We start from the raw sequence: 8,596 nt of genomic DNA on the forward strand, positions 1-8,596 counted from the left end.
CGCGCTCGCCGCCGCGGCCGCGCTCGTCCACGGCCGGGCCGGCGCCCGCGCCTCCGCCGGCGGGCCGGTGACCGCGCTGCAGGTGGCCCGGGCCGTCCCCGCCGTCGTCGCCGAGCTGCTCGCGTGACGGCCGACAGGTGGGAGACTGGGGGGTCGTGAGCTACTACCCGGCCCGGGCGGTCATCGACCACGCCGCCATCCGTGCGAACGTCGAGCGGCTGCGCGCCGCCGCCGGGCACGCGGAGGTCATGGCGGTGGTCAAGGCCGACGCCTACGGCCACGGCGGCGTCCCGGTGGCCCGCACCGCCCTCGCCGCCGGCGCCTCGTGGCTCGGGGTCGCCCAGCTCGGCGAGGCCCTCGCCCTGCGCGCGGCGGGGATCGACGCCCCGCTCCTCACCTGGCTCTACGCCCCCGGGGCGCCGCTGGCCGACGCCGTTGCCGCCGGTGTCGACGTCTCGGCCTCCGCGCCGTGGGCGCTCGACGCCTTGGCCACCGCGGCCCGCACCGCGGGACGGCCCGCCCGCGTCCACCTCAAGGTCGACACCGGGATGGCCCGGGGCGGTGCCCGCCCCGAGGCGTGGGAGGAGCTCGTCGCCCATGCCGCCCGCCTCGCCGCCGACGGCACGGTGGACGTCGTGGGCGTCTGGTCCCACCTGGCCCGGGGGGACGAGCCGGACCAGCCGACCACGGACCGGCAGGTGGAGGTGTTCACCGCGGCCGTCGGCGTCGCGGAGCGCGCCGGGCTGCGTCCCGCGCTGCGGCACCTCGCGGCGTCCTCCGGCACGCTGCTCCACCCGAGCACCCACTTCGACCTCGTCCGGCCCGGCATCGCCGTCTACGGGCACAGCCCCGCCCCGGAGGTGGCCGACGCCGTCACGCTCGGGCTGCACGCGGCGATGCGGCTGGAGGCCGAGGTCGTCCTCACCAAGGACGTCCCGGCAGCCACCCCCGTCGGCTACGGCCACACCTTCACCACCCCGGAGCCCGGGCGGCTGGCGCTGCTGCCCCTCGGGTACGCCGACGGCATCCCCCGGCACGTGAGCAACGCGGCACCGGTGCGCCTCGGCCCGTACCGCACCCGCGTGGCCGGCCGGGTGAGCATGGACCAGATCGTCGTCCTCCTGCCCGCCGGGGCGGAGGTGTCCGTCGGGGACGTCGCCGTGCTCTTCGGCGACGCCCGGGACGGCCACCCCACCGCGCAGGACTGGGCCGACGCCGCCGGGACGATCAGCTACGAGATCGTCACCCGGCTGAGCAACCGTGTCCCACGCGTCCACGTCTCCCCGGAGGACCCCCAGTGACCACCTGGCAGTTGCCCGACCCCGCCGCCACCCGCGAGCTCGGCCGGCGCCTGGCCGGCGTCCTGCGCGCCGGCGACCTCGTCGTGCTCACCGGCGACCTCGGCGCCGGCAAGACGACGCTCACCCAGGGCATCGGCGCCGGGCTCGGGGTGCGCGGGCAGGTCGCCTCACCCACCTTCATCATCGCCCGCGCCCACCCGAACCCGGGCAGCGGCCCCGACCTCGTCCATGTCGACGCCTACCGGCTGGAGTCCCTGGCCGAGGTCGACGACCTTGACCTGGACAGCTCGCTGGAGGACTCCGTCACGGTCGTCGAGTGGGGGTCGGGGCTCGTCGAGGGGCTCGCCGAGGACCGGCTCGAGGTGCGCATCGCCCGCCCGCGCGGCGGCCTGGACACCGCGGAGGAGGTGGCCGACGCGGGTATCCGCACGGTGACCGTCGCGGCCCACGGGCCCCGCTGGGAGGGCGTGGACCTGGCGGCGGTGCTCGGGACCCCCGCGGAGGAGCGGTGACCCGCCGCCTGGTCGGGCTGCTCGTCGGGGTGCTGCTCCTGGTGCCCGCCCCGCTCACGGCCGCCACCGAGGACCCCGGCCCGCAGCTCGGTGCGCCGGCCACCCCCGACGTCTCCGACGTCCCCAAGGAGGTCGCGGCCTGGTTCGCCGAGGTCGGTCCAGAGCTCGCGGCCGACGCCGACCTCACCGACGAGGAGGAGGTCGTCGTCGGGGTCCCGCGGCAGGTCGCCACCTGGGCCGAGGACTACCTCTCCGGGACCGACCTGGGCGAGCCCGCCCAACCCGTCGACCAGTGGGTCGCCCCGGTCCTCGTCCAGTCCGTGGACACCCCCGAGGCCGTCGGGGCGGTGCTCGCCGGCCTGCCGGACGGCACCGGTCCCCGGGCGCTGGACGTCATCGCCGACGAGGAGCTGGGCGCCGCCCTCTACGGGGCCACCGCGGGCACCGTCTTCGTCTACGACGCCGACGTCGAGGGCTGGTTCGCGGCCCTCGACGGGAAGGTGTGGCCGGTGACGGAGGGGGCGCGCACGCTGCTCCACGGCCCGCTGGCCGCGGAGGTCTTCCAGGAGTTCCTTGCCGTGTGGCACGGGGAGCCGGTCCCCACGCCGGCGCCACCGGCGGCCGACTCCGCCGACGGCGGGCTCTCGCCCCTCGTGCCGATCGTCGTCATCCTCCTGCTCGGTGCCGGGGCGGCGTGGTGGCTGGCGCGTCAGTACCGGCAGGCCGACTCGCGCATCGTGGCGGACGTCCACGCCGGCATCGCGCCACCCCGTGAGGACGAGGAGGCCCCGCGCCCGCCGGACGACGGCCCCGGCCGCGAGGACGGGGCGGCGTAGCGCCGGCGGTGCCCCGCCGGGCGGCCGCGGACTACCCTGGGCGGGTGCGAACCCTGTGCATCGACACCTCGGCCGGCAGCTCGGTCGCGCTCCACGACGACACCGCCGGGGTGCTCGCCCGGGCCCACAGCGCCGACCGGCGCGGGCACGCCGAGCGGCTCGCCGGGCTGGTCGCCCAGACCCTGCGGGACGCCGGGCTCACCGCCGCCGACGTCGACCGGGTGGCCGTCGGCACCGGGCCGGCGCCCTTCACCGGCCTGCGCGTGGGACTGGTGACCGCCCGTGCCTTCGGCCACGCCCGCGGCATCCCGGTCCACGGCGTGGGCAGCCTCGACGCGCTCGCCCGCCAGGTGCTCGACCTGCACCCGGAGGCCACCGTCCTGGTCCTCGGTGACGCCCGGCGCCGGGAGGTCTACTCCGCGCGGTACCGCGCCCTGGGGGACGACGACGTCCGGCTGCTCGCCGGGCCCCGGGTCGGGCCGGCCGCGCAGGTCGCCGCCGACCCGGCGGGCGCGGCGGTGGACGAGGGGGAGGTCGTCGTCGCCGGGGCCGGCGCGGTGCTGTACGCCGACGTCCTGCCGCCCACGCCCGGCACCCCCGACGAGGTCGACCCGGCCGTCCTCGCGCGGGTCGTGCGGGCGCGGCTGGCGCGGGCGCAAGCCGGTGAGGAGGTGTCGCTGGGCACCGAGCCGCTCTACCTGAGGCGACCCGACGTCCAGCCGGCCACGGCCCGCAAGCGCGCCTCGTGACCCTGCGGCCCCTGCGGGAGGAGGACCTCGACCGGGTGCTCGAGCTCGAGGCCGAGCTCTTCGGCAGCACCGCCTGGCCGCGCAGCGTCTACCTCACCGAGCTGGCGCTACCGCACCGGTACTACGTCGCCGCGGAGCAGGACGGCCTCGTCGTCGGCTACGCCGGGATCGCGCTCGCCGAGGACGCCGAGGTCATGACCATCGGGGTGGCGACCGAGCACACCGGCCGCGGGATCGGCACGCAGCTCCTCGCCGACCTGCTCGAGCGCGCCCGCGAGGCGCGGTCCCGGCGGGTCTTCCTCGAGGTACGGGCGAGCAACGAGGTCGCCCAGCGGCTCTACCGTCGCGCCGGCTTCCAGCCGGTGGGGACGCGGCCGGGCTACTACGGCGACGAGGACGCCCTCGTCATGCGCCTGACCCTGCGCCCCGGGCCGGCCGACCTCACCGCCCGGCCCTGACACGGCGAGGGCCGGGCCGCCCGGAGACGGACCCGGCCCTCGCGGTACGAACGGCGTCAGAGCACGACGGCGGCGGTGTCGAAGTCGAGGCGGCCGGCGCGCGGGTGCACCGCGCCCGGCTCGTCGGCGGGGGCGTGGCCGACGTTGAGCACGGCGAGGGTGCGCCAGCCGGACTCGGCGAAGAACTCGCGGTCGATACCCGCGGCGTCCATCCCGGTCATCGGCCCGACGGCGAGGCCTGCGGCGCGCAGCCCGACGATGAGGTAGCCGAGCTGGATGAGGCCGTTCGTCCGGGCGAAGCCCTCCCGGAACTCCGGCTGGCCCTCGAGGTCCTCCCGGGCGCCCGCGCGGTGCGGGGCGAGGTGCTCGAGGTGGACGTGGAAGGCCGGGTCGGTGGCCGCGATCAGCGTCAGCGGCGCCGCCAGCGTCTTGTCCTTGTTGCCGTCGCTCATGTGCGCGACGAGACGCCGGCGGGCCTCCCCGGACTGCACGACGGCCAGCCGCAGCGGCTGGCCGTTCATCGCCGTCGGCGCCCAGCGGATGGTCTCGTAGACCTCCCGGACGATGGCGACGTCGACGGGCTCGTCGACGAAGCGGTGGGTGGTGTGGGCGTCGTGGAAGATCTCGCGCAGGTTCAGGGTGCCCTGCAGAACGTCGGTCGTCATACCCATGACAACGCATGGACCACCTGCGGCGATCCGTGAGGTTAGCCACAGGTGTCGACGGTGGTGCGCCACTACGCTGGGAGGGTGAGCGAACCACTGGTGCTGGGCATCGAGACGAGCTGTGACGAGACCGGGCTCGCGCTGGTCCGCGGCCGCGAGCTGCTCGCCGACGTCACGGCCTCCTCGATGGACGAGCACTCCCGCTTCGGCGGCATCGTCCCGGAGGTCGCCAGCCGGGCCCACCTCGAGGCCTTCCTCCCCACGCTCGATGCCGCCCTCGACGCCGCCGGCTGCCGCCTCACCGACGTCGACGCCCTCGCCGTCACCGCCGGCCCCGGCCTCGTCGGCTCGCTCACCGTCGGCGTCGCCGCGGCCAAGGCGCTCGCGCTCGCCCTGGACCGGCCGCTGTACGGGGTGAACCACGTCATCGGGCACGTCGCCGTCGACGAGCTCGTCAACGGGCCGTTCCCCGACCACTTCATCGGCCTCGTCGTCTCCGGCGGCCACACCAGCCTGCTCGAGGTGCGGGACATCGCCACCGACGTCGTCGAGCTCGGCCAGACCCTCGACGACGCCGCGGGGGAGGCCTTCGACAAGGTCGGCCGGCTGCTCGGCCTGCCCTACCCGGGCGGCCCGCACGTGGACCGCCTCGCCCAGGAGGGAGACCGCACGGCCATCCGGTTCCCGCGCGGCCTGTCCCGCGGCAAGGACGCCGTCCGTCACCCCTACGACTTCTCCTTCTCCGGCCTGAAGACCGCCGTGGCCCGCTTCGTCGAGGGCGTGGAGGACGCCGGTGAGGAGCTCGCCGTGGCCGACGTCGCCGCCTCCTTCTCCGAGGCGGTCGCCGACGTCCTGGTGCGCAAGACGCTGGCCGCCTGCCAGTACGCCGGGTGCGACACCCTCGTCATCGGCGGCGGCTTCTCCGCCAACTCCCGGCTGCGTGAGCTGGCCGCCGAGCAGGGAGCGCGCCACGGCATCACCGTGCGCATCCCGCCGATCCGCTACTGCACCGACAACGGCGCGATGATCGCCGCGCTCGGCTCGGCCATGCTGCGCTCCGGGGTGGCGCCGTCCCCGCTGGACTTCCCGGTGGACTCCGGCATGCCGCTGACCGAGACGGTCATGCCGCCCACCGGGTGACCCGCGCCACCTGGGCCGGGTCTGCGGGCGCGGGTCGCCGCTCCCGCGGTGCGGGCCCACCGGAGCCACCCGGTCAGAGCGGGCGGCCCGCCTTCATCTCGGCCACCAGGGACGCGACGACGGCGTCGAGGTCGCCGTCGTGGCGCCGGGCCACCCGCCGCTGGCGCTGGTAGGAGGCGCCCTTGCGGATGATCGTGCGCACGCCGTCGAGCTCCTCCAGGCAGCCCAGCCGCGCGGCCACCGGCTCCAGGGTCCGCAGCAGGTCCTCCAGGGAGTCGGTGACGAGCTGCTCGTCACCGGCCGAGTTGAGGATGACGATGGCGTCCATCCCGTACCGCGCCGAGCGCCACTTGTTCTCGTGGAGGAACCACGGCTGCATCCGGGGCAGCTCGTGCCCCTCGTCGAGCATGGTGGAGAAGTGCTCGACGAGGCAGTGGGTCAGCGCGGCGAGGGCGAGCACCTCGGTGAGGTTGGAGGCGCCGTCGAAGACCCGCATCTCCAGCGTGCCGAGACGCGGCGCGGGTCGGATGTCCCAGCGGATCTCGTTGAAGTGGTCGATGACGCCGGTGTGGGTCATGTCCCGCACATAGCCCTCGAGCTGCTCCCACTCGTCGAAGACCTGGGGGAGCCCGGCGGTGGGCAGCTGCTGGAAGAGCAGCGCCCGGTTGGAGGCGTAGCCGGTGTCCCGCCCCGCCCAGAACGGGGAGGAGGCGGACAGCGACTGCAGGTGGGGGAAGTAGGAGAGCATCGCGCGCAGGATCGGCAGCACCTTGCGCCGGTCCTCGATCCCGACGTGGACGTGCACGCCGTAGATGACCATCTGGCGCCCCCACCACTGCGTGCGCTCGATGAGGGTGGCGTAGCGCTGCTTGTTCGTCACCCGCTGGTAGTCGTACCGCGCGAAGGGGTGGGTCCCCGCGCACATGAGCTCCACCCGCAACGGGTCGATGACCTCCCGCAGCTCATCGAGGGTGCGCTCCAGGTCCGCCCCGGCCTCGCGGACCGTCGTGGCCACCCCGGAGACCACCTCGATGGTGTTGAGCAGCAGCTCGGCGTGGACGTGAGGGTGGGACTGCGCCCCCGGCGGACGGACGGCCTCGAGCACCGTCGGGGCGACCTGGCGTAGGTCACCGGAGTCGGCGTCGACGAGCGCGAGCTCCCACTCGATGCCGATCGTCGACCGCGCCGAGGGCGCGAAGGCGATCTCCATGGCACCCATGATGCCGCCCGCACGGCGGCCTGACGACGCTCAGACCGGCTCGACGACGATGACGCGCTGCCGTCCCGCGACCCGGGTGAGGACGATCGTCGCACTCTGCGGCCCGGTGAGGGACAGCTGGCGGCGCAGCTGGCCCGGCTCCACCGCGGTGCCCCGCTTCTTGATCGTCAGCGTGCCGACCTGCCGGTCCCGCAGGTAGGTGCGCAGCGGCTTGAGCGAGAACGGGAAGGAGTCGACCACCCGGTAGGCGGTGAGGAACGGGCTGCGCACGAGCCGCGGGCCGGTGAGGTAGGCGATCGACTCGGCGACCAGGCCGGCGTCCACCTGCTCCCCGGCCTGGGCGACAAGACCCGCCCGGATGACCGCGCCGTCCGGCTCGTAGAGGTAGTGGTCCAGCGGCCGGACCTCCCCGCGGCGCACGGACGCGTCGGCCGCCGTCACCTCCGGGTCGTGCAGCCGGTGCGGCTCGTCGTCGGCGGTGAGGACGAGGGCGCTGCGGCCCGGCCCCTCCGGCGCGAGGTCGCCGAACCACAGGCCGGCCTCCACGACGTCCCCGCCCACACTCACCCACTGGGCGTGCGCGTCGGCCGGGAGCAGGGAGTGCGGGATCCCCGGGGCGACCTTGAGCCCGAGCTCGGGCACCTGCTCCCGCAGTGCGAGCACCTCGTCCAGGGTGGGGGAGTAGGCCCGCGGGTCGAAGACCCGGCGCCCGCCCCGGGTACGCCGCGCCGGGTCGGCGAAGACGGCGTCCACCCCCGCGGAACGCAGGTCCAGCGCGAGGGCGTCGCCGTGCCGGACGGTGACCTCGGGGAAATGGCGCAGGTTGACGGTGGCGACCGCCGCCGTGAGCTCGTCCCGCTCGACGGCGAGCACGTGCAGGCCGAGCGCACCGAGGGCCATCGCGTCCCCGCCGATGCCGCAGCCGAGGTCGGCCACGAGGGTGGCGCCCGCCCGGGCGTAGCGCGCCGCGTGATGGGCCCCGACGGCGAGCCGGGTCGCCTGCTCCAGGCCCGCAGGGGTGAAGAGCATCCCGTCGGCGAACTCGCCGAACTTGCCCCGGGCCCGGGCACGGAGCCGCGACTGCGTCATCGCGGCGGCGACGAGGTCGGGGTCGACCCCGCGCTCGCGCAACCCCGTGGCGAGCCGCAGGGCGGTGTCCTCGTCGTAGGGCGGGAGCTGGCCGAGCAGGGCCCAGCCCTCGGGGGAGAGCAGCTTGCTCAGTGCGCCGGCGTCCACCCGTCGATAGTAGGCGCCGGAGGCGGTGGCGCGGGTACCGCCACCCGTTGGCACTCGCCTTGACCGAGTGCTAATCGCGGGCATAGATTGATGCTGCTGCGGCCGACCGGCCGCACGTGCACCCGATCCGGGGCCGGCTCCCGCGACGGCGGTCTCGTCGGTGACGGTGCGACCTGACCTTGTTCCGTAACTACCTCATGCGAAGGGGAGGTCCGCAGTGTCGGTCTCCATCAAGCCCCTCGAGGACCGCGTCGTCGTGCAGACCCTCGAGGCCGAGCAGACCACGGCGTCTGGTCTCGTCATTCCGGACACCGCCCAGGAGAAGCCCCAGGAGGGCTCCGTTGTCGCCGTCGGCCCCGGCCGCGTCGACGACAACGGCAACCGCGTCCCGCTGGACGTCAAGGTGGGCGACGTCGTCATCTACAGCAAGTACGGCGGCACCGAGGTGAAGTACGGCGGCGAGGAGTACCTCATCCTCTC

10 protein-coding genes are annotated in these 8,596 nt (G+C 75.3%); 7 read left to right on the plus strand and 3 right to left on the minus strand.

Annotation, left to right across the window (positions count from 1 at the left end):
• Positions 1-155 precede the first annotated feature (155 nt).
• Genes alr through rimI form a run of 5 tightly spaced genes read left to right on the plus strand, consistent with a single transcriptional unit; the run spans position 156 to position 3,856 of the window.
• Complete coding sequence (gene alr / locus Q0195_RS04975; protein WP_299275393.1) at positions 156-1,301, plus strand: alanine racemase; 1,146 nt, start codon at positions 156-158, stop codon at positions 1,299-1,301.
• Positions 1,298-1,813, plus strand: a complete 516-nt coding sequence (tsaE, locus tag Q0195_RS04980) for a tRNA (adenosine(37)-N6)-threonylcarbamoyltransferase complex ATPase subunit type 1 TsaE (protein WP_299275396.1) — start codon at positions 1,298-1,300, stop codon at positions 1,811-1,813. Before alr ends, tsaE begins: the two co-directional genes overlap by 4 nt.
• Positions 1,810-2,649: a hypothetical protein gene (locus Q0195_RS04985; RefSeq protein WP_299275399.1), complete on the plus strand. Its 840-nt coding sequence runs from the start codon at positions 1,810-1,812 to the stop codon at positions 2,647-2,649. The genes tsaE and Q0195_RS04985 overlap by 4 nt, the downstream gene beginning before the upstream one ends.
• Before the next feature lie 44 nt (positions 2,650-2,693).
• The gene (tsaB, locus tag Q0195_RS04990) at positions 2,694-3,398 is read left to right on the plus strand and encodes a tRNA (adenosine(37)-N6)-threonylcarbamoyltransferase complex dimerization subunit type 1 TsaB (protein ID WP_299275402.1); all 705 of its coding nucleotides are present in this window, start codon (positions 2,694-2,696) and stop codon (positions 3,396-3,398) included.
• Positions 3,395-3,856 (plus strand): ribosomal protein S18-alanine N-acetyltransferase, encoded by a 462-nt coding sequence (rimI, locus tag Q0195_RS04995; protein ID WP_299275404.1) that lies wholly within the window; start codon positions 3,395-3,397, stop codon positions 3,854-3,856. Before tsaB ends, rimI begins: the two co-directional genes overlap by 4 nt.
• Positions 3,857-3,912: 56 nt before the next feature.
• On the opposite strand, the gene Q0195_RS05000 is transcribed toward rimI, so the two are convergent.
• Complete coding sequence (locus tag Q0195_RS05000; RefSeq protein ID WP_299275407.1) at positions 3,913-4,521, minus strand: malonic semialdehyde reductase; 609 nt, start codon at positions 4,519-4,521, stop codon at positions 3,913-3,915.
• 84 nt (positions 4,522-4,605) lie between these two features.
• Here Q0195_RS05000 and tsaD point away from each other — a divergent pair, with 84 nt between their 5' ends.
• Positions 4,606-5,661 carry a tRNA (adenosine(37)-N6)-threonylcarbamoyltransferase complex transferase subunit TsaD gene (tsaD, locus tag Q0195_RS05005; RefSeq protein ID WP_299275410.1) on the plus strand — a complete coding sequence of 352 codons (1,056 nt, stop codon included), beginning with the start codon at positions 4,606-4,608 and terminating at the stop codon, positions 5,659-5,661.
• A gap of 73 nt (positions 5,662-5,734) precedes the next feature.
• Here tsaD and Q0195_RS05010 read toward each other — a convergent pair whose 3' ends face one another.
• Both Q0195_RS05010 and Q0195_RS05015 read right to left on the minus strand, forming a co-directional pair.
• On the minus strand, positions 5,735-6,871 hold the full coding sequence (locus Q0195_RS05010) for a glutamate--cysteine ligase (protein WP_299275413.1): 1,137 nt from the start codon (positions 6,869-6,871) through the stop codon (positions 5,735-5,737).
• A gap of 39 nt (positions 6,872-6,910) precedes the next feature.
• Complete coding sequence (locus Q0195_RS05015; RefSeq protein WP_299275416.1) at positions 6,911-8,116, minus strand: class I SAM-dependent methyltransferase; 1,206 nt, start codon at positions 8,114-8,116, stop codon at positions 6,911-6,913.
• Positions 8,117-8,333: 217 nt separating this feature from the next.
• Here Q0195_RS05015 and groES point away from each other — a divergent pair.
• On the plus strand, positions 8,334-8,596 hold a 263-nt coding region (groES, locus tag Q0195_RS05020; RefSeq protein ID WP_299275419.1), incomplete at its 3' end, for a co-chaperone GroES.

This window comes from uncultured Georgenia sp. (assembly GCF_937958535.1).
Lineage (GTDB): Bacteria > Actinomycetota > Actinomycetes > Actinomycetales > Actinomycetaceae > Oceanitalea.

Coding starts and splice junctions, on each gene's coding strand:
- Q0195_RS05000 (WP_299275407.1), bottom strand. CDS start 4,521: ATGACGACCGACGTTCTGCAGGGCACCCTGAACCTGCGCGAGATCTTC.
- Q0195_RS05010 (WP_299275413.1), bottom strand. CDS start 6,871: ATGGAGATCGCCTTCGCGCCCTCGGCGCGGTCGACGATCGGCATCGAG.